The sequence below is a fragment of the Paenibacillus sp. MAHUQ-45 genome (genome assembly GCF_058133325.1).
This window is the reverse complement of the sequence record NZ_JBYUPV010000007.1, coordinates 350,934-373,886: the sequence shown is the minus strand read 5'-3', so window position 1 is coordinate 373,886 and position 22,953 is coordinate 350,934. Positions and strand designations below refer to the sequence as shown.

Sequence of the window (22,953 nt, the reverse complement as noted above, 5' to 3'; positions counted from 1 at the left end):
TATATCGTTGTCTTTGTTCTCCCAAGTGAACACACCTCCACTGATTTCATTATCGGTCTGTCCGTTAACGGGTGTCCACTATTTATTCTAATTGCAATATACCAGTTAAATCACTTAAAAAGGACTGATACTTAGAATTAACTGGAAAAACACCCGTTATTTCTGAGAATTTTGCCCCTGAACAGCCTGCAAGTGAAATTTAACTGGAGAAAATACCGTTATTATGCGAATGGTAGGTCAATCCGTGCAAATAACGGGAGTAAATCCTGTTAATTTTTGAAGATGTTTTTTTACTCCAACAGACCACTTATAAAGTCAAAGGTAGGCTACGTTGTGACAGTTGCCCAGTTTAGTAAATTTTCCTTTGATGCCAGTACCAGTAGCGTTCCAGTAGACATTATTTTATCTTTGTTCTACCCAACACTTACCCTTAAACATCATCCTGCACCCTACTCAGAACCCTTCTACATTACTTCTCGCTCTGCCCCTCCAGCTCCGCCTTCTTCCGCGCACGAAATCGGCGGACCTTCATAAGGTTACCGCAGGCTTTGTCGTCACAGTATCGTTTGGAGCGGTTGCGGGTATCATCGTAATAGACCCAGAGGCAATTGGTGTTCTCGCAGATGCGGAAGCGCGAGGTTTCTTTTTCGAATAACGCCGTGGCAAAAGAAGCTGCAATCTCAGCCATTACCTGATCCCAGTGTTTGTAATGTGGCAATAAACTCATCTCATAACGTTGATGCTCTGCACTCCAGGCAATTTGCCTGGTTACAGGCCCGGGCGCCATGTAGTGGTTCAACTGTTCCAGCAGCACTGGGTCTCGTGGTTGTTCTTTCACTATATTTTGCACAGCGGTCCAGAGGTGGGAGCGAAGTTGCTTTAATTGTTCCGTCTCCGCCTGATCCGGTAAAGCGTTGGTCTGAAGGGAATATTTATGCAGCCATCTTTCAACCCATTCCTGATCCTCCAGCATGTCCCGATCCTTGCTGCGGTCTCCGGTCCGCCAATCCCGCCAGTAGCTATTAATGAAATCCCTCCACAGCATGTTGCATTCCTCTTTCCGTCCGTATCTTGATTTGTCCATATTGTAACAGTTAAAACGTAATTTTACTAGTTACTTGAAGATGCGATAAAAATATGCTACAGTCTTTCAGTAACTGTTATTTTATAGTTTAAGTCGTTACATATTACGATTTGGAGGTAGAACATGCAGAATAAAATCAGTGATGTTTTGCTGGAAAATTGGGATTACGCTATGGACGTGGAAGACTGGTCGCCGCCGCTCAGCGATGCGCTTGATGGGGTCAACAGCACGCAGGCGAGCTGGAAGCCGCAAGGTGCAGCGGGGAATTCAATCTGGGAGACGGTCAACCATTTGACGTATTATAAGGATCGCTTGCTGCGTAAGCTGAAAGGGCTGCCGAAACAGCCTGAGCTGGAGAGCAACGATGATACCTTCACGGTTACAGAATCTGGGGAAGAAGCTTGGCAGAAGGCTGTCGAGCAATTGAAAAGCATACACGCCCAGCTTCGGGAAGTAATTGAGGCGCTGGAAGAGGGCGCTTATGATTGGGGCGGCTCAGGGCATGCTCCCGGCGAAGAGGTGATGAGCCTAATTTTGCATGATGCTTATCATACCGGGCAGATTGTATTGCTCCGCAAGCTTCAGGGTTCTTGGCCTGCGCAGCGGAACTTGTAGTGACAACGAGCTGAGAGGCTATTCATTTGATGACATGAGGGCATACTTGCCCGGATATCGCTGCAAAAAAGCGGCCCCCGATGATCCGCAAGGATATCGGGGGCCGCTTTTTTGTGAGATCAGCACCTACAGCTTCATTAAATAGTAGAACAATAGCTAATAACGGGCTTCGCCCGGAAATTCATCGGCATTGCGGTAAAAGAACCAGCATTCGTTCAGCAGTTTGATCTGACGACGGTCTTTTTTGTAAAAAGCCTTCATCATCTGGTGACAGAGCCACTGCGGCACGGTAATCCCTCCCCTGGCATGCTTCGTAGGTTAGCATATGGGGGAAAGGGCCCAAAGGTGACCGTTATAAGCCAAATAATGCCGTTTTTTTTACAAAAGAATCTTCTTAATGTACGCCTTCTTCTTCCTCCTCGTACCATTGCTCCAACTGTGCTTGCAGCGCACGAATCTCGGTCAGCAAGGAGATCAGCGGGTAATCCTTCTTCTCCTGAACTGAAGCAAAAGCACTTTCCAGGACATTGATATAATCAAGTCCCGATTGCAGCGAGTAATCCTCGCGCAGCAGTTCCAGGGAATCGCATTCCGCAATCGCCTTCGGCAGGTCCGGCACATTGTCAGCGGTCAGCTTGTCGATCTCCTTATTGAGACGCAAATTCAGCGCGCTAAGCTGGTAAGCATATTCCTCCGGCATCTCCACGAATTGAAGCTCTTGATGTTGCTGCAAAATTACATACCGCATTTTCGGCATAATCATTCTCCCTCCGTACTTGTCTTCCTTCTTGACAGTTTAGCCTATGCACAAGTTACAATTCAAGTAGAGAAATTATTCCCCGCGGAAAGGACTTGGGAGAGAACACTATGGAAAGTATGAGCAATGAAGAGCTGCAGCAGTGGATCGAGCAGGTGTCGCGGGAAAGTTTTGGACTACCGTTCCGGCACAAAGCTTCTTTTAATAGTAGGTTGTCATCTACGGGCGGACGATATTTTATCAAAAGCCATAATATAGAGATTAATCCCCGTCAGCTGGAGACCTTCGGGCGTGAGGAAACGGAGCGGATTATCAAGCATGAACTGTGTCACTACCATCTGCATTTGGCAAAAAGGGGCTATATGCACCGTGACGCGGATTTCAAAGCACTCTTGAAGCAGGTGGGCGGCAGTCGCTTTTGTCAGACTTTGCCAGGAACGAAGGCGCGCAAGCCGCTCCCTTATCGGTACAAGCTGGTGTGTACGGCATGTGCTACGGAATATCCGCGTAAACGCAAGGCAGATCCTAAGCGCTACCGCTGCGGGAAATGTGCGGGCAAGCTGAAGTTGCTGGCGCTGGAGCCTGGTGGAATGTAATAGAATTAATGTATGGATTGAAATAGATAATGCCGTCTCCATATTTGGGGGCGGCATTTTTTTGTTTGTGAATTCTATGAATACTATGAATTTTGTCACATGACAACATTGGTGACAGCCGTGACTACCCGGGTGAATTCCAGTTGCTGTATATTTATGAGGTTCACAAACTGGCTCATCACTAAAGTCATCAGACGGCTTCTTGTGAAGGGAGAATTTGCGAGATCAGAGGTTCTTTAGAACGGTAATTTTAAAAGGCGAACATTACCGTTCTTTGAATTTCCTAACCGCTGTGTTTTCCTTTTTGAGAACCGCTGATTTTTAGTTGAGCCAACATTATTATTTTACTTTGGTGAAAAGGAGATTGGATTGTGCAAAAAAGAACGACTTATTTATTTTTGAAAACGTTACTGAGTGTACTGGTTGCGCTGGGTGCTGTCGTACCGGGGCAGGATAAAGCGAACGCCGCTGCAGAAGCCTCTTCATCTTCTGTCTTAAAGATGGATTCCACATGGGATCATACGGTGTTCCTGATGAAGGACGGAACCGTTATGACTATGGGGAAAAATAACGCTGGACAACTCGGCAATGGAACTATCGATGATTCGCAAGTTCCAGAGCTTGATAAATCAGGAGAGTCGTTGAAACCTATTCAGGATCAGCCGGTTCAAGTGCTTACCGAATCGGGAGAGCCGTTGAACCATATTCAGAATGTGTCGGCTGGAACAGAGTATAACTTGGCTCTGGACGAATCCGGCGATGTCTGGTTGTGGGGAAGAAGATATGGAGAAAATTACACAAAGCAGCCGTATGCTGTAAAGCTTGATGAGTTCGAAGGGAAGAAGATTACGGCATTATCTGCCTCCAAGGACTGGAACTTCAATGCTCTGTTTGTTGATGAAGACACCCAAGTCTGGGCGTGGGGGGACAATAGTTCTGGTCAACTCGGAAATGATTCTAGTGACTTTGAGGCTCACCCGGTACTTGTACAAACCATGAATGAATCAGGAGAGAAAACCCCGCTCAGCAATATCAAGGATGTTTCTGCTGGAGCGTACTCATCTATATCCCTGGATAAAAATGGTAGAATATGGGGGTGGGGGAACAACAAAGGAGACCTTGGATACGGAGGCCACGACTTGAACAAGATCGTTGCTGATCTGAAGCTGGATAGCCAATGGAATTTCGATGATATCATCACGCTTAATGATGTATATAAAATTTGGAACGCTATGTGGAACTCCGATACTTATGCTGATCTTATGTACTTGCCTACGGCCAGGCCGGTATCTGACCCAAATGAAGTCTACACGCAAATTGTCAAAGGAAGAAGTCTGACTCTGGGGGTACGTGCTGACGGCCAGGTTAAGGCATGGGGGGTAGTGGAAGACTTGTATGGCTGGAAAGAAGCTATGCTGTACAATGGAAAACTGCTGTCCCTAGGTGATGGCTCACAGCAGGCTACAAGGCTTTATGCAGATGGGAATATAATGATGATCACGCTGAAAGATGGATCGAACTGGCTGCTTGGTCAAGACGATTTTAATAATTTGATACGTTACAATCCGGAGAAAAAAGAGGGGTTATTCGGAATGAGCGTTGTTTTCAGCTCAGAGTATTCCTACGGCCTTAAGCAGGATGGGACGATATGGAAATGGTTAAACTGGCAGCCTTTTGTTCAAAGAAAACCAGCTCTTTCTACGGTCACTGATGCGGTGTATATGACGGGCGACAATAACAGTAGCAGCGTTCTTGCCACCGACGGAACCGTATGGAGGATGGAAAATGATAAGGAAAGGATTCAGGTGAAAACTTCTGATGACGTACCGTTATCGAATATAGCGTATATCACCTCCAGTAGGAGCGGTAATGGGAAGGGCCATACTCTTGCGTTGGCAAAGGACGGTACCGTTTGGGCATTGGGCAATAATGAATACGGTCAGTTAGGGCACGGTGATACTGCCGACTCATGGTCAGCCCGGCAAGTTGTTCTGGATAACAGCGGGGCAACGCTTACTGATGTAGTCTCTGTTGCAGCAACTACTGAAAATAGCTTTGCTGTAACGAGAAGCGGCGAAGTCTGGGCCTGGGGCTATGGCTGGAATTCCGTGCTTAGTGGACCGAAGCAAAGTGTCGTTGCATACCCTGTGAAGCTTTTTTCTGCTGAGGACGCTAACCCCGTGATCCAGCTTGCGGCCGGCAATAGCCATGTCCTGGCGCGGAAGCAGGATGGGACCGTCTGGGCTTGGGGGAGTAATTGGAATGGTCAGTTAGGAACTGGAAATACGGACGATTCTCCTTCAGACCTGAAGCAGGTCATAAGTAATGACGGTCCGTTAACGGGTATCACTTCAATTGAGGCAAACTATGGATATTCTTTTGCACTCAAGAATGACGGAACAGTATGGTCTTGGGGATATTTTAATCAGCCAAATCTTCAAGCTACACAAATCCAGATGGAAGATGGAACGGCTTTAAGTGGAATTAAGGCATTGTCTGTAGGTCAAGGTTATGCGCTTGCATTAAATCAAGAGGGGAAGGTTTGGAGCTGGGGCTCCAATTATTCCGGTGAATTGGGACTGAATACAGATGAATCTAATATCCAATATCCAACCTTAATCTCCACTTTGCCTCATATCGAGGCTATATTCGCCACCACTAATAAGAGCTTCGTAAAGGATCAACACGGAGAATTCTGGGCGTTTGGCAATAACAATGGTTATCTGTTGAGGCTTCGCGAGATGATTGGACTTGAGCGGATTCCTGCTTTTGTAACCGATGATGCAGGACTTCGCGATCTTCGGGTGAATGGGGCAACCGTCGCAGGTTTTGCGTCTGAGTACACAGGCCCTTATGCGGTATCCGTTCCTGATGGAACCAGCGTGGTGGATGTGACTTATACGACAAACAGTGAGTTGGCGACAGTTACCTTAGAGGTGCCTGCTGAACTGAAAGTCGGGGAGAATCCCGCCACGGTTACGGTCAAGGCTGAGAATGGATTGACCAGAGTGTACACATTGGTGATTACACGTGGGGCTGCCCCAATTGTTACACCAACGCCGACACCAACGCCGACACCAACCCCGATACCAGGTGATGGTGGAGAGTCTAATCCCCCAACAGATCCTGGAACAGGGGTAGATCCAACGCCAACGATAACGCCAGCACCAGCGGCAACGCCAGATGCGGGCGGCTCTGCTCCGACAGGTGGGGGCAGTGGGCCTGCGCCAACGGTTTCCCCTGCACAGGGAATCAACGAAGGCAAGCTGAGTCTTGAAGCAGGAGCATCCGGAGAAGTTCGATTGTCGGATGATATCGTACTATCTATCCCTGCCGGAGCAACTACACAGAAGACAGAGCTGGTGATTCAAAAGGTATTAAACGGCGAAAGTCTGGGTTCAGGCAAGGTTTTTGCCAGCCCTGTTTTCGAAATTTCGAAGAATTCTACAGGTGATTTGCAGAAGCCGGTCACGCTGAAGCTGAAATTCGATCCAGCCCGGATTAAAACGGGAGAACATGCTTCAATCTTCTACTACGATGAAGTGAAGAAGGCGTGGAGTGAAGTTGGCGGGCAGGTACAGGGTAGTGTTATTACTGCTGAAGTTAACCACTTCGGGAAGTTCGCAGTATTTTCTGTAGCTGACGGAAAGGCTTCCAGTGGCATACAATATACGGATATTAATGGACATTGGGCAGAGAAAACGATTGATGACGCATCTATGCGGGGGATTGTGAAGGGCTACGAAGATGGTTCTTTCAAACCGAACGCGGCCATTACACGCGGGGAGTTCTCTGTAATGCTGATGAATGCGCTGAGGCATAACGGACAGGGTGCTGCCCTTCACTTCAAGGATGCGATCCCGTCCTGGGCCCAGCAAGGCGTTGCCCAAGCTGTGGAAGCCGGTATTATTCTTGGCTATGAAGATGGCAGTTTCCGCCCAGGCGCGAACATAACGCGAGCAGAACTGGCCGTGATGATCGCGAGAGCAGTGGGCGAGAATGCAACTGGGGGTACAACAGACTATGCCGATAACCGCAAGATTCCGGCATGGGCCTCTGAAGCCGTGTCGGCTGTAACCAAGCTTGGCATTCTTAATGGACGCGGTGGTAACCTGTTCGTTCCAGAAGCTACAGCGACAAGAGCAGAAGCGGTTACGGTCATTATTAGAATGCTGGAGCTACAGAAGTAAATATTGTAAATTGTAAGACCGATAGGATTTCATTGAAACAAGAACAGGCCTTTAGGTGAAGGGCCTGTTCTTGTTGTTATGGAAATGAATTTGAGTTTCAATTTTGATCAGCGAGATGAAGGATTTCAGGTGAAGCTAGCTTAACAGCAATATGCTATAATAGCTGAAAATATAGGGATACGAAAGAGTCTTGCCGGCATGATTTCATGGATGGAGTGATCACAAATGCTGGAAATACCAGGGTTTCGCACGCTGGATTTGATTGTGAAGCATGATGGGCTAGAGGTGTATAGACTTTTGCGGCACGAGGATGGTCTCAGGTTGATTGCCAAAACGCCTAGTGAGACCGATCCAAGTCCGGCTACTGATCAAGCCTTTCAAGAAGAGTTTGAACTGCTGCAGCGTTTGAAAGGGACGGGAACCCTTGAGCCTTTCGGCTTGGAATACTATGCAGAACGACCGGTCTTGCTCCTGCTGGATCGGGAGGGTGAGACACTGGAGCAGTTGATTTATAGCCGCAAGCAGCAGCCGACACTGGAACAAAGCCTGCGTGTAGCGGCTGCCCTCGCCGATTGTCTCATGCTGCTGCATCGGCAGAACGTCACCTTGAATGCACTTAAGCCTTGGAATATCCTGCTGGATTTAAATACCTATGAGGCAAAAATTATAGATCTTCGTCCAAGCTTGTTGAGTTTGGCTGGAGAATTCCCTCCGGCTGATGTCCAGCGGAAGGACATGCTTGCTTATATGTCTCCTGAATGGACAGGAAGAAGCGGCTCGCAGCCTGATTACCGCTCGGATTTCTATTCGCTTGGAGTCGTCTTATATGAGTGGTTGTCAGGGACTCCCCTGTTCAGACAGAAGGAACTGACAGATATCATTTACCATCATATCGCAGATAAGCCAGAAGCGTTGTATTTGAGGTTTCCATTGATTCCCCGTATCCTGTCCGACATCATCAGCAAGTGTATGGAGAAGATGCCAGATGCTAGATATGCTAGCGCCTACGGCATTAAAGCCGATTTGCTGTCCTGTCTCGAACAGCTACAGAAGACAGGACAGATTCAACCTTTTCCGTTAGCCGGGCAAGATATTTCGGAACATTGGCTTGACGCTGACGGTTTTTTTGGGAGACAACGTGAGCGGCAATATCTGCATGAAGCTCAAGCACGCGCGCAAGCTGGCAGTGCGGAGATGGTCTGGATCAGAGGGGCTGAAGGGATAGGGAAAACCCGGCTGGTACAGGAATTTGTATTCTCGGAAGCGCCGACACAAGGATATATTGTTCAAGTAGGGGTCCCTTCCTTGACGGTACCATCTCCCTATGGAGTCTGGAAACAGGTTATGGATGAATTAGTGGGGCTTCTATTAATGGAAACGGAGCTTCAGATTGAGGTATGGAAGCTACATCTGGATCAAGCTTTAGAGGGATACGGACACTTGCTGACAAGTTTGACGCCGCGGCTGGAATTACTGATCGGACGTCAGCCTCAAGTGGAGCCGCTTTCTCCACTTGAGGCTCAGCGAAGATTTCATACCCTGCTGTGCCGCTTCATTCAGCTGTTTGCAAAGATGGGCAGGCCGCTGATTCTATTCATTGATTCTCTGGAGCATGCTGATGAAGCCTCGCTGCAGTTTTTGATCTACCTAATGGAGGATCGGGCAACCAGGCATATGCTGACTGTTCTGGGGCAGCGGGCTGATGCGCCAAATGTTCTCAGCAAGCCGGATAAGTGGCTTCGGGACAGTGGCCTTTCTATAGAAGAGATTGAACTGAATGCGCTTCGATTAGAAGATATTATAGAGATGCTGAAGGAAGCTGTGCACGGCGAGACTTCAGGTATGACTGAGCTGGCTGAGCTGCTGCTGCATAAGACGGGAGGGAATCCGTTCTTTATCCAGCAGTTTCTTCAGGATCTTCTGAATGGAGGACAGGTGTTTTTCGCGGAACAATATCATCTCTGGCGGTGGGATCTTCAGCAGATTGCACAGATGGAAATTCCCGAACATGTAGCTGGCTACCTCTCGGGTAAGCTGACACAGCTGCCACAGGATACGGTGAATGTGCTTGGCTGGGCATCGATTCTGGGCAGTTCATTCGAATTATCTGAACTTGGCGAGATGATAGAAATGCCGCTTCAGTCTCTAAAGAGCGCACTGGAGCACGGAGTTGCGGGTCATGTGCTGGAGAGGATATCTGCAGACCATTCGTTATACCGTTTTCCCCATGAACGTATTCGTGAAGCTGCATACCGACTGGTGCGGGAGGAAGAACGCCAAGACATTCATTATACCCGGGGACTCCAATTGTCAAAACGGTTGCAGGAGGAAGCCTCTGATATTACTGTCTTTGAAGTTCTACATCACATGAACCTGGCAATGTTGAGGGTTGAGGACAAGCAGCAACGGCTGTGGTTGGCCAGTCTGAATCTGGAAGCCTGCCTGCAAGCGAAGAAGGCGACAGCCTATGAATCCGCGCTTGCCTATTCACGATTTGCCGCTGTTTTGCTGAAGGAAGCATCCTGGAGCGAGAACTATGAGCTTTTGTTCCGTGTTCATATGCAACAAGCCGAGCTGGAATATTTAAACTCGTTTTTTGAGGAAGCAGACCGTTTGTTCGAATGGCTGGTAAAGGAGGTACGAGTTTCTGAAGATCAGGCCCAGGTCTACATTCTCAAGATAAAGATGGAAGCCGGCAGAGATCACCATGAGCAGGTGATTACTTTAGCCGAGCATACCTTGAAACTGCTAGGCGTCCCCTACCGATTGGAGCCTAGGCTGCCAGACTTGATGTTTCGGAGTTTAAGATTAGCCCGTAGGTTAAGAAAACTCTCGCTTTCAACCTTTGCAGAACTGCCGCTGATGAGTGATCCGACACGTAAAGCGGCTATCGCCGTGCTGGCGCATTCAGCCACAGCCTGTTTCTCCATCAACCGCAAGAGCTGGTTATTGAACACGATTGCGATCATTGAACTTACACTGGAATATGGTCTGACCCCCGAAGCGCCGGCAGGCTTTATGGGGTATGCGCTGTTTCAGCATTATTTCTATCATAACCACCGGGAGACTTATAAATGGGGCAAGCTGGCTTGCGATCTGGCTTTACCCTATCCGGATGTTTATGCCAAGACGATGATGGCCTTTGTGCTGTGCTTTGAGAGCTGGCAGCGTTATGAGCCGTCGCTGATTGAGATCTTCCATCAAAATGTGAGAACGGTTGGTCTTAAAACAGGCGATCTTTGGCATGCCAATCAGAACGTGTTGATTCACTCTGCCCTGCTGCTAACACGTGGATATCCGCTGAAGGAAATTTATCATCTCTTTCTTGCAACTTCAGGTGATTTCTTACGCCAGAATAGCGAATTACATTACAAACAAGCGGTACTATTCAACACGCTCTTGATTCGCTTGACTGGGCATCGCTCTCATGAAGACTCTTATGCAACACCGGGCGAGGATCTGAGGGCGTATGGTCAGTCGGTTCCCGGGGATTCCATGCAGATTGTGCTGCAGCTAGCGGCGATGTGCGACTATCTGCCGGCTTATTTGTTCGGGCAGTATAGGGAAGCGAGTGAGAGTTTGAAGTTTATTGCCAGTGCTACACCTGAGATCGCCGCATCGGCGTACCACACGTACTGGTTTGAATCACTGGTTTGGGCACAGCTTTACGAGGAGGCATCTCCACAAGAGCAGGGTGTCTACCGGGCTGGTTTGCGTAAGCGAAGAAGAATTATGAAGCGGCTGTCCGTGCAGAATCCAGAGATCTACTTACACAAATATCTCTTAATTAGCGCGGAGATGGAACGGCTTTTCGGCAAGGACCGCCGGGCTGAAAAATACTATGAGGGAGCTATTAAGCAGGCGCGGGAGCAGGGCTATGCACATGATCAGGGCATTGCTTCTGAATGCTATGCTAAGTATGGGCTGCGCAGGGGGAGAGAGTACCTGGCCAAGCTTTATATGACAGAAGCCTATGAGGCATACAAGCAATGGGGGGCGACCGCGAAGCTGGAGGACTTGACGCACAGGTATCCTGACTTGCTGTACGGACTGGAAGCAGCATCGGTTCATGGTGAGGATAATTTGGCAATTGCGATGTCTTCCCAAGCGCTATCGGGAGAGATGGAAATGAGCCGGCTGCTGGACAAGCTAATGCGGATTATGCTGCTGAATGCGGGTGCAGAGTACGGAGCGGTTATTTTCACACATGATGGGGGCTGGACGATCGAAGCGTGCGGAACAACGGAAGAAGTGCAGGTAGCCTCCATACCGCTAGAGCAGGAGACAGAGATGGTTCCCGCTGCCATCATTGGCTATGCGGCCAGAACAAGGGAAGAGGTCGTGTTGCATCATGCCAGCGCTGAAGGCATGTTCGCCCGAAGCCGTTATGTCCGGGACAAAGGGCTGAAGTCGGTGCTATGTCTTCCGATTCTGAGTCAGGGCCGTCTGGTATGTCTGTTGTATATGGAGAATAACCTTATGGCCGGCTTGTTCACGCCACAGCGGCTTGATATGCTGAGAGTGCTGGGCGCACAAGCGGCTATCTCGATTGCGAATGCCAAGCTGTTTGCCCATATCCAAGAGCTTAAAGATAATCTGGAAGGTCAAGTCCAAGCGAGAACACGAAGCCTTGAACAGTATATGCACGACACCTCTGCCGCCTTGGCACAGGCTTCTGTGGCTGAGGAGCGAAACCGGATTGCGCAGGAAATCCATGATATTGTCGGCCATACATTGACCTCGACAATTCTTCAGATCGAAGCGGGCAAGCGTCTGCTGTTGAAGGATGTAGAAGGTGGTCTCCGGCGGTTGAATGAGGCACAGGAGCTTGTTCGGCACAGTCTGAATGAGATTCGCGGCTCTGTTCACATGCTAAAGCAGGATAAATACTCAGATCTGACCGTTCTCCTGGAGCAATTAATACGGGGGACGGAACAAAATGCCGGTGTAATCATTGAGACGGAGATTCAGCCGCTGCCTGATTTTCTACCTGTCAAGTATAAGAAGGCGATTTATCATGCATTACAGGAAGGACTGACCAACGGGATCAGGCATGGGAAAAGCCAGCGGTTTATGTTCGCTCTGAGGATGGATAATAATTATTTACACTTCAGTTTGAAGGATTACGGCAGAGGCAGCGGAAGCCTAGAACCGGGCTTTGGACTGACAACGATGAAGGAGCGTATGGAGCAAATGGGTGGCTCTTTGCAAATGACCTCACGGCCTGGACAGGGTTGTCTGCTTCAGATTGTGTTGCCGTTACCTGTACGCTGGATGGGAGATTGACAGAGCATGAGAAAAATATCAATTGTCATCGCAGATGATCAATTATTGACCAGAGAAGGACTACGAACCATTCTGGAGCTGGAGGATGATTTTGAAGTAGTTGGTGTAGCCAAGAATGGGATTGAGGCTTGTGAACTCGCAGAACAGTTGCAACCCGATCTGGTGCTGCTGGATATTCAGATGCCGCTCATGGATGGTATCACGGCCTTGAAGCAAATCAAGCGAACTTGCCCGGAGGTACATATCCTGATTCTGACCACGTTCATCGAGACCGATTATATTGTAGATGGGATGGCTCACGGGGCGAACGGCTATTTGCTAAAGGATATGGATGGGGACAAAATGATCTCGTCGATCCGGGACGCCGTGTCCGGTCAATTCATTCTGCCTGCCGCAGTAGCGGCCAAGCTGGCCTTAAGAATGAGGGGGCTGTCTCATGAGTATGAGGACTTGCTGAGTGACAGGTTGGGAAATATTGAACTCACCGAACGGGAGGAGGATATTGCCCGTTTAATTATCCGGGGGCTGAGCAACCGCGAAATCTCCGACAGCCTGCACATTGCCGAGGGTACGACTCGCAATTATATCAGCAATCTCTATGGCAAACTCGGTGTGACTGACCGTGCACAGGCGATTGTACGCCTCCAGTCCATTCTGGAGCATGTGATATGAGCTATGGGCTGAGCTGCAAAATAGCAAGCAATGGTATATCTTAATATCTCTAATCTGATTACCCGATGGTGGAGTTAATTCCTACCCTCGGGTAATTCTCGGAATAAGAAGACCTTTGTACCAAGATGCGTACAAATACACCTTTTTATGGATAAAATCGCACATCGTTTTGTAAACGCTACCAACCTAAGATGGAGAGGAAGTCCATTTTTGTTAGAGGGGGTACACGATATGAAGCGATTCAGGTCCGCTATGGCAGGTCTGCTAGCAATGCTGCTGATTCTCTCCAGCTTGCCTGCTTACGCGGCCAATGGTGATTCCGCCGGGGCCGGAGGGACCGGGGCATCACAAGTTCCTGCAGGTCCGGTACTGATCAAGAACAAATGGAAAAACAATTTTTTGTATGAAACATCCAGTGGGATTGTCCGCTATGGAATGACCAATCCGGCGGATACATCCTCACATTGGCTGGTCGTAACGGAGAACGGTCTCTCACAGATCAAGAATGTGAAGACAGGACATTATATTACACTTGCAGGCAATGCCGGGAAGGAGGATTCGCTCAAGGCAGGTAACATTTCCGGCGGAGGAACGACAGCAGACAAATGGCTGATCGATACCTCGAACCGTGCCGGTTATATGGTCATTCGCAGCGCGACTGCACCGGATGCTAAACTGGTCATTCACCAGGAGAATCAGCTTGGGTATGCGCAGGTCAGTGCGGATATCAATGTTACGTTCGAGAGCCCGCAGTGGGCTTTTGTCGATCTGGATTCTGCACCTGTGCAACTGAAAAGTCGGCTGCACCCGGGACATGTCATGTATGAGAAAGACGGCAAAGTCCTGCACGGTAACAAAGATGCCAAGGATGAAACGGCCCAGTGGTATCTGGAGCCGAGCGACAGCGGGACCCTGATGATCCGTAACCGTGCGACAGGGCACTATATCAAGCAGAACGAACAATTTTGGTACGGGGTCTTCTCTACGGCGATTGATCCTGACAATGTGAAATTAAGCCAGTGGGTACAGGAGGATGCGCCTGCAGGAGATGGGACGGGCTACATAACCCTTCGCAATTACGGCATGACCGATGGCGGGAACCCACAATGGCTGAATCCACAGTACCCCGACGACAATGACGTTCGCTCCAACAATTGGCCGGGTAGTGCGGCGAACCCTAGCGCTCAGTGGCAAATCGTTCCTGTCTCTGAGCTGCAGCCGATCCGGCTGGCAACGTATACAGATGCTCAAGTGGCTACGGATTTCTTGTATGAGGGCGATGGGGGACAGCTTAAGCATGGAACCATTGCACCGGAATCAAGCAACAACGGAGCAGTCTACTTATGGTATTTGGAGGATTACGATGGCAACAAGCGGATACGCAATGTCGCTACGAATCATTATTTGACCCATACCGATGGCACAGTTAAGGCTGTTCAGGCAGGGGAGAGCAGTCTCACTGATCAATGGATTTTCAAGGAATCCGATGATGTTGATGATTATCAGACCATTGGCAATGCCGGTGATCAGGGCACTTATCTGGCTATAGGAGAAGGCGGAAGCGCAGGTGGTTCGTCTAATCCGGCCTCGCTAGCTGCGCAATGGGAGCTCATTGACCCGGCAACACCGGTTTCTGAGCACTATGTCCGTATCCAGAACGGTTGGAAATCCTTCTATTGGTATGAAAACAAGGAGGGTCTGCTGAAATACGGTAATGTGCAAGAGGATCAGTCCGACCAATGGATGGTGGAGAAGTATAACGGACGGAAGCTGTTCAAGAATCGCAAGACTGGTCATTACATCAATATTACCAGCATGCCGGAAGGCCACATTCAGGTCACCACGTTGACGGATAAGAATCAGGTCGATACCGGATTTATTTGGACGAGGAAAAATATGGGCGATAACAACTACGTCATCGCAAATGTGGCTGACAAGCAGCCAGGAGAACTTCCTACCAAATTTATTTCGCTGGAAAATATGACTAAATACGCAGAATACGGTGCTATTAACCCGACTTGGGGCAGCCCGAAATGGCGTTTTGTTCCGGTGACAGAGAAGAAGCAGGACGTGTTCCGCTTTAAGTTGAACAGTGTGAACGGAGAAGACCAGTATTTGAAAGACGGGCCATTGCCTGAACCTGTACTGGATCTGGCAGCGAAGAACGCAACCGTTACAGAGGCCACTTATAACCCGGAAGACGACAATGCAGTCACGCCTGAGAATGGGAAGAAGAATGCACCAGAGCCATCACCTTCCGCCAAATCGGCTGCGGCAGTTGCTGAGGACCTGACGGTTGGTCAGGCTACCTACGGTGCGCTTGCACCGGGCGATGATTCTTTTATCTGGCAGCTGCAAGAAATTCCTGGCGCGAACAGTGTGAAAATCAAGAATAGAGGCACTGGCCGCTACCTTTCCCTGGAGCATATGGGCGGTGTTATTGAACAAGAAGAACCGGCTGAGGCGGTTCAGACCTTAAAAACAGTTTATGACGTATGGGCCAGCATTAAGTGGGCGGTCGATATCAAGGCATCTGGCCAAACGACCTTCAAGAGTGCTTGGGCGGGCCATTACCTGTACGGTGCATCTGATCAGGATGGGCATGCAGTAATCAAAATCAGCAAAGCCGCAGATGCAGCCACACGGGACAGCGCGCAGTTTACAGCTGAACCGGTGAACATCCCTGAACCGCCAGTTCCGTCTTATCCGGTTCGTTTTAAGAATGCGGGTAGCGGGGATTATCTCTATGAGAATGAACATGGCGTGGTTCTGTACGGACAGCCGGCGGCAGACAACGGTTATTCGCACTGGATTATTTCAGCCAAGGACGGCAAGCAGTACATTGTGAACCGGGCAACTGGACACTATCTGACCCTGAGCGAAGAATATTCGTTCCTGGAGAGCGCGGGCGCTGAACCTGCAGCCGGCGGGGCCTCCGGTTGGGCTGTGAAGCTTTCTTCTGATGGGGTTAACTATACCATTCGGAGTTTGTTCGGAGCATATGACGATGAGTTCGTCAATGTGGAGAATCGAACCGGCTACGCGGAACGCGGACTTTTGCTGGAATCCTCCGATTCTGTACACTGGGCGCTGGAACCAGCAACAGCCGATTTCAACACCCCTGCGGGCGAACCGCGTAATCAAGATACGGCTACACCGATTCTGAGCGATACTAACACGATTACGATTGCTCCTAAGGGAGTGAACGGCAAGGTACTCGCTGAAAAAGACGGGGCAGTTGTATACGCGGAACCAGCAGATTCAGCAGCACACTCGCAATGGCTATTACAGGATTTTAACGGGCGCAAGCTGGTCTTGAATCAAGCGTCGAAGAAATATCTTTCTGTTGATGGTAATGATCAGATTATACTAACGGCTAGTGTTGCTTCAGTGTCCGCACAATGGACCCTTGAGGAGAAGCTGGGCTATAACCTGCTGATTAATGCCAAGAACGGCAAAGTGCTTTCGCATAGTTCGAGTGAAGTTATCCTTGGGTCGGCAAAAGAGGATGCGGCGCAATGGAGCTTCACCCCCGTATCCTCTGACGTCGTGTACCCGGGGAAAGATGCCTTCCATGGCGATCAAGTGATTCGTTTTGCAGTTAATGCAGCAATAGCAGGCGAGTATATGGCTACACTTCGCTATAAGAACAACAATGCCAATGCTGCTGTTATACAGCTGGATGTGAATGGAATCAAGCAAGGGTCTCCGTCCTTCAATGCTTCTTCCACATGGCGGAAGGTCCAGGTGAAGATGAAGCTGCGCGCGGGTATTAACACCGTTTCTTTGAGCAGTGATAACACATCCTGGAGCAAAATTGAAGTGGATCGTCTGACTGTGTATAACAGTGTGAACAAGAGCTATCGCGGTGCCACGCTGCCATACATTACCTACGAAGCGGAAGATGCCGTGACGAATGGTACGCTTATCGGGCCTTCCCGCTTGTACCGTAATGTCGCTTCAGAAGCCTCCGGGCGTGAGGCCGTGAGTCTGAATAACACAGGCGATTACGTTGAGTTCACGTTGGCGAAGCCAGCTAATTCCATTGTGCTGCGCTATTCGATTCCGGACAGTCCAGACGGCAAGGGAGCCGAAGAGACCTTATCCATGTATGTGAACGGTACTTTCAAACAGCAGTTGAAGCTGACTTCCAAGTATGCTTGGGAGTACGGAAGCTACCCGTGGTCTAACGATCCTGCTCAAGGCAGTGCACACCGCTTCTTTGACGAGATTCATGCACTGACGGGAGACCTTCCGGCTGGAGCGAAGATTACGCTGAAAAAAGACAAGGACGATCACGCATCCTCCTACATCATCGACCTTGCGGATATGGAGCAAGTAGCCCCAGCTCTCCGCCAGCCGCCTGGATTCCTGTCGGTTACGGAGTATGGTGCTGTACCGAATGACGGCAAGGACGACACCGCTGCGTTCAGGGCGGCCCTTGCAGCAGCCAAGAGCAAAGGCCTGGGCGTCTGGTTCCCGGCCGGCGAATTTGAGGTTGGCGATGGACTGCTGGATTTGGATTCCGTTCAAATTCGCGGTGCCGGCATGTGGTACACAACGCTGAATGGAGCCAAATTTGTAGGTCATGGCGGCAAGATCGGCGTCTATGATCTGTTGATCGAGGGTGGCATCAATGAGCGGGATGATGAAGCCATAACGAACGCATTCCATGGGGCTTTCGGGCAAGGATCGGTCATCCAGAATGTATGGATTGAGCATACGAAGGCGGGTCTGTGGCTGACTCAAGTAACCGGTGAAAAAGCCCGTACGAACGGCCTGCATATGGTTGGCCTGCGCATCCGCAATCTGATGGCAGACGGCATCAACTTTGCTGTGGGCACTGCAAACAGCATGATGGAGCAGACCGACATTCGTTATCCGGGCGATGATGGTATCGCGATGTGGTCATTCACGGATCCGAAACTCAATGATGTGAACGGGGCGGAACGGACACCAAGTGTGAACAATACCGCACGGTTCAATACGGTATCGCTGCCTTGGCTGGCCGACAACATTGTAGTGTTTGGTGGTAAGGACAACAAAATTCAGGATAACATTGTTAAGGACACCGTTACTAACGGTGCTGGTATTGCGGTATCTACCCGCTTCTCGGCAGAACCTTTTGAAGGCACAACTGTTGTAGAGCGTAACACGATGATCCGTACCGGCAGCTATGATTCCGGTTATCGCCTGAATTTGGGCGCCTTGTGGTTGTATGCCGGGGAGAATGATATTAAAGGCAACATCAAGATTGAGAACAATACTGCACTGGACAGCACGTATTCCGGGCTGATCGCTCATGGTAGCATGAAAATGAACGGTGTCAGCATTGTCAATCATGTCATTGACGGTGCTGGAACGAATGGTATTGATGTGACGCCGGATCTGAAAGGTTCACTCTTGGCCGACAATCTAATTATCCGCGGGGAGCGGATGTCACTGGTATCGAATCCGGCCTCGGGCTTTATCATCAATGAGCTGAATCAGGGCGTAGCCACTGCAATCAAGCCGTTCACAATTTCACTGGCAGACGGACAGAACGGACCTGTGGTGTTAACCGTAGGTGATTCCGCTGAACTTACGGTGAAAGACAAAGACGGAAGTGATCTGACGGATTCAGCAACGTTAACTTTTGTCAAAGCAGACAATAAAGTGGCTTCCTTTGAGAATCATAAGCTCAAAGCCCTTAGTGAAGGAACAGCTCTCTTCACCGTGGCAGCAGGAAACGTGCAAAGAGAGTATTCGATCATTGTGAAGCCGGTCGGAGGCAAACCGGATGACGGTTCTTCTGATGGCGATGACGGTATGGATAACAGTTACATTGATCCGGATGGGGGTAGCAATCCTGGAACCAACCCAGGAACCAACCCAGGAACAAGCCCGGGTTCAAGCAATCCTTCGGTTCCGGTCGTGACCACACCGGCTGCTGCTAACAATGATGCGCAGCTCAAAGCCAAGACGACCGCAGGGGTGACTGTGATCGAGATTCCAGTTAGTGCCGATGGCACCGCCCGCTTCAGCGCAGAAGCCTTGCGCAATGCAGCAGCGGCAAGTCCTAATGCCGTGCTTGTGGTACAGAACAGCGGCTTGGAATATCGCCTCCCGCTCAGCCTGGTGGCAGAGGTGTTGAAGGGTGCAGGACATTCGGACGGCACGCTGGAGTTCAAGTTGGAGCCGCAAAGCGGCACAACACTTGAACAGTTGATCGCTAAAGCGAAGGAGCAAGGCTTTACCGTGAAGGGAATTCCAGCAACCTTTGGTCTGAGTGTATCGGATGGTAAGACTTCCGTACCGGTGTCTGGATTTGGTACGACTCATGTGGAACGCACGCTTATCGTCAAAGAGGTGCTTAATCCGCAGACAGCCGTAGCCCTGCTCTACGATCCAGTGAAAGGTACCTTCAGTTATGTACCGGCGGTATTCACTGTAGAAAATGGAGTTACGAAGGTTACCGTGAAGAGCAGCAATGCCAACGGAATTATCGCAATTGCTCTGCACCCGGTTACCTTCACAGATGTGACCGGACACTGGGCAAAGGCTGAGATTGAGCGTTTGGCTAGTAGACTAATTGTCAACGGACAGTCTGCTGGACAATTTGTACCAAATGGGTCTGTTAGTCGTGCTGAGTTCGCGGCTATGCTGGTTCGCTCGCTGGATCTCCAGCCGGGTAAAACAGCTGGAGTCTCGTTCAGTGACGTGCCGGCTGCAGCCTGGTACGCAGAGTCTGCTAACATTGCGGCGCAGCTTGGACTTGTTCAAGGCTATGAGGACGGCAGCTTCCGTCCGAATGCTTCCATTACGCGGGAGCAAATGGCTGTGATGGCCGCAAGAGCCCTTAAGCTGCTGAATGTAGCTGAGGGTACAGGAAAGGGTGCTGCCTCCTTTAAGGATTCCGCAAGCATCTCTTCCTGGGCCACAGATTCCGTGGAGCTTCTCACAGCTTCCGGCATTATGAAGGGGCAGACAGCGGACAGCTTTGCACCTGGCAAGAATACGAGCCGTGCAGAAGCAGCAGTTATCCTGACACGTGTACTGGAAGCGGCTGGACTGCTGAATAACTGAGTTTTTTAAATGCAAAAGCCGCCGAAAAGGAGGGGTACTCTTCCTTCTCGGCGGCTTTATTTTACACAACGGAGACTATTTAAGCTGTGAAAGCGCCAGACTGATCTTATAGTTACCATAACCCAGAAGTTCATCCAGAAAGGTACTTAGTTCCTCTTGACTGGTCGCGCGTACGCGCATCCAATAGCAGCCCTCACCGGTAACTTTGTGAATCTCTTCGACCCGCTGGTCCTCTTTAGCAAAGGCGAGAAATATCGGATGAGCCGCATTGGAGGCTAGAAAAACCGTCACAAACGCATTGACATTCTGTCCGATTTTTCCCGGATTCCAGCGTACGGTGTAGCCTTCGATAATCTCCAGCTCACGCATTCGACGGATACGCGCGCCAACGGCTTGCCCGGTCATATGGACCTGTTGTCCAATCTCCTTATGGCTAAGTGTGGAGTCTTGAATTAACTGCTGGAGAATGCGGTAATCTACGTCATCTATCAAATGTTGCGACATTATCGTGTAATCCTTTCTGCATGAAAGTAGAACGGGGCAATCTCTTTCCGCATCAAATGTATTCTTGTTCGGCGCTTATTTATAATTAAATTGTAGCAGAAGATATTCTAAAGAAGAGGTGTCGAATAATGAAAATACAACTAATCCGCAATGCGGCTCTATGGATTGAATACGGCGGCGTGACCTTTCTGGTTGACCCGATGCTTAGTGAACAAGGTGTGAATCCGCCAATCTTCAATACGGAGAATGACCGTAAAAACCCGCTCGTGCCGTTGCCAGGAAACGTCCAGCAGTGGCTCCAACCGGATGCTGTTCTTGTGACGCATCTTCACCCCGATCATTGGGATGAGGCTGCCGTGTCACTGCTCTCACATAGTATACCCGTATTATGCCAGGATGGAGATCAGGATACCATATCCGGGCATGGTTTTGAACAGGTGATGGTAATTGAGCCTTCCCTTACGTTCCGTGGCGTAACTCTTACCCGTACCAGCGGCCAGCATGGCATCGGAGAGATCGGGAAGATGATGGGGAGAGTCTCCGGTTTTGTTTTTCAGGCAGAAGGGGAGCCCACGCTGTATATCGCTGGAGATACCATCTGGTGTGATGATGTCCGCCAAGCCCTTGATACGTATACGCCTGACTGGACCGTTGTCAATGCCGGGGGCGCTCGCTTCCTGACCGGTGGCCATATCACAATGGATGATCAGGATGTAGTCGATCTATGCGCGTATGCACCACAGACTTCGGTTGTTGCCGTACACATGGATGCGATCAATCATTGTCTAGTTACCCGTGAGAAGCTTGAGGCCAGATTGGAACAAGAGGGGCTGCTTAACAGAGTAGCGATTCCTCAGGACGGAGAATGGTTCGGGCAGTAATTCCAACCAGCCTGGGCTAGACGACAAACGGTGCGAACCCCAAGCTCACATGAAATCCCCGGGCCATTCGCACCCCGTGCTATCACAGGCTTTTTCCGCTTATTGCGCTCCCATCGTTGAAGTTTTAGAATGGAAAAGAAGAGGTTCGCACTTTCACGCCTCAGAGCCCTTGTGCCACAAGGGCTCTGAGGCGTGGCTGTCGCTCCCTGCTTGGGAGCGTGGATTGAAATATCCTGAAGATGCAAGCCCATGTCAGTAAGGAAAAGTCGCTCCCTGCTTGGGAGCGTGGATTGAAATTCCAAATTTTCCATGACCGTCCCCCCTTATTTAAGTCGCTCCTTGCGTGGGAGCGTGGATTGAAATGACATATTCGCCGCACTGTTTACAGGTGACTGGTCGTCGCTCCTTGCGTGGGAGCGTGGAATGAAATATGAGATTTGATGCGTCAGCCGCATCTTGGAATAGTCGCTCCCTGCATGGGAGCGTGGATTGAAATATTAATAACCGTCCCCTTTGCGTTTTAGTATTCGTGTCGCTCCCTACGTGGGAGCCTGGATTGAAATCTGACATTCGAGGAGCGAGAAGCAGCGACAACAGCGTCGCTCCCTGCGTGGGAGCGTGGATTGAAATAGACATTATTGAACCGTGACCATAATACTCTTGGTGAAAAAAGGAATAACGTTGGCTTTTTTAGAGAGAGTCGAATGATCGACTTTCTGTAGTCCAACGTTATGCATACGCTGCCCCAGTCTTGATTGCCATCCCACCCCACCCCTGAAAAGCAGCCTCCGCCAAGAAAAGAAACAGGGAATAGACGGTGAACTTTCGAGGGACATCGATGTAATTGAACTCATTCAGAATCGCTAACACTTTTTCTTCTGGAATAGATGATTGCAGGATATTCGAGAATGAAGTAAAATTATCATGAAGTCGCCTCGTTTCAAGTGTTTGTAGGGGTATAAACACTATAACGAATGGGCGGCTTTTTTCTGCCTTTTTTTGGCTAATCAATAGGCCTAACTCTTGATCGCTTCTCACGTGGAAGCCTGGATTTAAAAATTGCTGAGGTGCGGAGATACTTGAAGATCTGAGGCTGCTTCCTTCACGGGAGCGGCATTAAATATCCGATCTATATTGAGTAAATCCTCAATTTAAGAGCATTTTCGTACCTTATATTTATTGAAAAGAGGTAAATGAGGGAAATAACGGCATTATTGTATCTTATTTTCGGGAAAAGTACGCTGAAAAGCCAATTATGGAAAAATTAACGTACAAAATTGCACTTAATTGCGATATTTGCTCA

12 protein-coding genes and 1 CRISPR repeat array are annotated in these 22,953 nt (G+C 49.5%); of the genes, 7 read left to right on the top strand and 5 right to left on the bottom strand.

From position 1 onward, the window contains the following. Positions 1 to 469: 469 nt before the first annotated feature. The gene (locus AC3Y23_RS17595; protein WP_379201216.1) at positions 470 to 1,045 is read right to left on the bottom strand and encodes a CGNR zinc finger domain-containing protein; all 576 of its coding nucleotides are present in this window, start codon (positions 1,043 to 1,045) and stop codon (positions 470 to 472) included. A 162-nt stretch (positions 1,046 to 1,207) separates the two neighbouring features. On the opposite strand from AC3Y23_RS17595, the gene AC3Y23_RS17590 reads away from it, so the two are divergent. Next, complete coding sequence (locus AC3Y23_RS17590) at positions 1,208 to 1,699, top strand: DinB family protein (RefSeq protein WP_379201214.1); 492 nt, start codon at positions 1,208 to 1,210, stop codon at positions 1,697 to 1,699. 156 nt (positions 1,700 to 1,855) lie between these two features. Here the strand turns inward: AC3Y23_RS17590 and cmpA are convergent, their stop codons facing one another. Together cmpA and AC3Y23_RS17580 are read right to left on the bottom strand one after the other, a co-directional pair. Then, positions 1,856 to 1,987, bottom strand: coding sequence for a cortex morphogenetic protein CmpA (gene cmpA, locus AC3Y23_RS17585; protein ID WP_139084739.1), 132 nt, complete (start codon positions 1,985 to 1,987; stop codon positions 1,856 to 1,858). Between the two features lie 106 nt (positions 1,988 to 2,093). After that, the gene (locus AC3Y23_RS17580) at positions 2,094 to 2,456 is read right to left on the bottom strand and encodes a hydrolase/acyltransferase (protein ID WP_066367416.1); all 363 of its coding nucleotides are present in this window, start codon (positions 2,454 to 2,456) and stop codon (positions 2,094 to 2,096) included. A gap of 119 nt (positions 2,457 to 2,575) precedes the next feature. Here AC3Y23_RS17580 and AC3Y23_RS17575 point away from each other — a divergent pair, with 119 nt between their 5' ends. The 5 genes from AC3Y23_RS17575 to AC3Y23_RS17555 all read left to right on the top strand — a co-directional run bounded on the left by AC3Y23_RS17575 (position 2,576) and on the right by AC3Y23_RS17555 (position 20,265). Then, positions 2,576 to 3,052, top strand: a complete 477-nt coding sequence (locus tag AC3Y23_RS17575) for a SprT family protein (RefSeq protein ID WP_379201268.1) — start codon at positions 2,576 to 2,578, stop codon at positions 3,050 to 3,052. A gap of 371 nt (positions 3,053 to 3,423) precedes the next feature. Continuing rightward, entirely contained in the window at positions 3,424 to 7,242 is a 3,819-nt protein-coding gene (locus AC3Y23_RS17570; protein WP_379201211.1) for an RCC1 domain-containing protein, read from the top strand. A 225-nt stretch (positions 7,243 to 7,467) separates the two neighbouring features. Next, positions 7,468 to 12,528, top strand: a complete 5,061-nt coding sequence (locus AC3Y23_RS17565; RefSeq protein ID WP_379201209.1) for an AAA family ATPase — start codon at positions 7,468 to 7,470, stop codon at positions 12,526 to 12,528. A gap of 6 nt (positions 12,529 to 12,534) precedes the next feature. Further along, positions 12,535 to 13,200 carry a response regulator gene (locus AC3Y23_RS17560; protein WP_379201207.1) on the top strand — a complete coding sequence of 222 codons (666 nt, stop codon included), beginning with the start codon at positions 12,535 to 12,537 and terminating at the stop codon, positions 13,198 to 13,200. Positions 13,201 to 13,431: 231 nt separating this feature from the next. Then, complete coding sequence (locus AC3Y23_RS17555; RefSeq protein WP_379201205.1) at positions 13,432 to 20,265, top strand: S-layer homology domain-containing protein; 6,834 nt, start codon at positions 13,432 to 13,434, stop codon at positions 20,263 to 20,265. Between the two features lie 75 nt (positions 20,266 to 20,340). Here the strand turns inward: AC3Y23_RS17555 and AC3Y23_RS17550 are convergent, their stop codons facing one another. Next, entirely contained in the window at positions 20,341 to 20,769 is a 429-nt protein-coding gene (locus AC3Y23_RS17550) for an Lrp/AsnC family transcriptional regulator (protein ID WP_379201203.1), read from the bottom strand. A 128-nt stretch (positions 20,770 to 20,897) separates the two neighbouring features. Between AC3Y23_RS17550 and AC3Y23_RS17545 the strand changes: the two genes are divergently transcribed. Continuing rightward, a complete protein-coding gene (locus AC3Y23_RS17545; RefSeq protein WP_379201201.1) occupies positions 20,898 to 21,650 on the top strand; it encodes an MBL fold metallo-hydrolase in 753 nt (250 codons plus the stop codon). Between the two features lie 198 nt (positions 21,651 to 21,848). Then, positions 21,849 to 22,280: direct repeats of the CRISPR family, unit length 32 nt; unit sequence GTCGCTCCCTGCTTGGGAGCGTGGATTGAAAT. A 99-nt stretch (positions 22,281 to 22,379) separates the two neighbouring features. Here AC3Y23_RS17545 and AC3Y23_RS17540 read toward each other — a convergent pair. Next, positions 22,380 to 22,661, bottom strand: a complete 282-nt coding sequence (locus AC3Y23_RS17540; protein ID WP_379201198.1) for a hypothetical protein — start codon at positions 22,659 to 22,661, stop codon at positions 22,380 to 22,382. Positions 22,662 to 22,953 lie beyond the last annotated feature (292 nt).